This window comes from Empedobacter sp. UBA7611, assembly GCF_002484365.1.
Taxonomy (GTDB): domain Bacteria; phylum Bacteroidota; class Bacteroidia; order Flavobacteriales; family Weeksellaceae; genus Empedobacter; species Empedobacter falsenii_B.
The window spans coordinates 135,249-135,771 of record NZ_DLJR01000037.1 but is presented as its reverse complement, the minus strand read 5'-3'; positions in this window follow the sequence as shown (position 1 = coordinate 135,771).

Here is a 523-nt window from a genome sequence, read left to right as displayed (position 1 = left end):
CCCGAAGGGCATATGAATACCAATAATTAAAATAAACAGGAAATGAATAAAAAATGAAAGTAATAGATTTCTCGATACTTCAAATTAACAACGAGTTGAGGTTCTGAACATAATTATGAGAATAAGAGGATAATTAGTAGTTCTTTATTTATTACTTTTTGCTTGATCAAAAAGTAATCAAAAGTTATTCATATGGTTTATTATTATTTTTAAGGTATTCATGAATGCAAAGCATTACAAGACTGCGATTTTCGACGTTCAATTACCATTTTACGCACTAAAAAGATTAAATGATTCGCATAAGCTCACTAATCTTTTTTACGCTTGTTTCAATGGATTGAAACTCGTCTGCAAATCGTATGTCGCTTTGAAATTCATTGTTGAAAGTGAATTTGAATATTGAGAAAGGAATTAAAAAAATCCGACGATTTAGGATCGAAATGCAATTCAACTCTAAATTATTGGAATAAAAAAAGTTGGAGTGTCTGAGTGGAGCGAGTTGCCAACTTTATGGAAATAATTT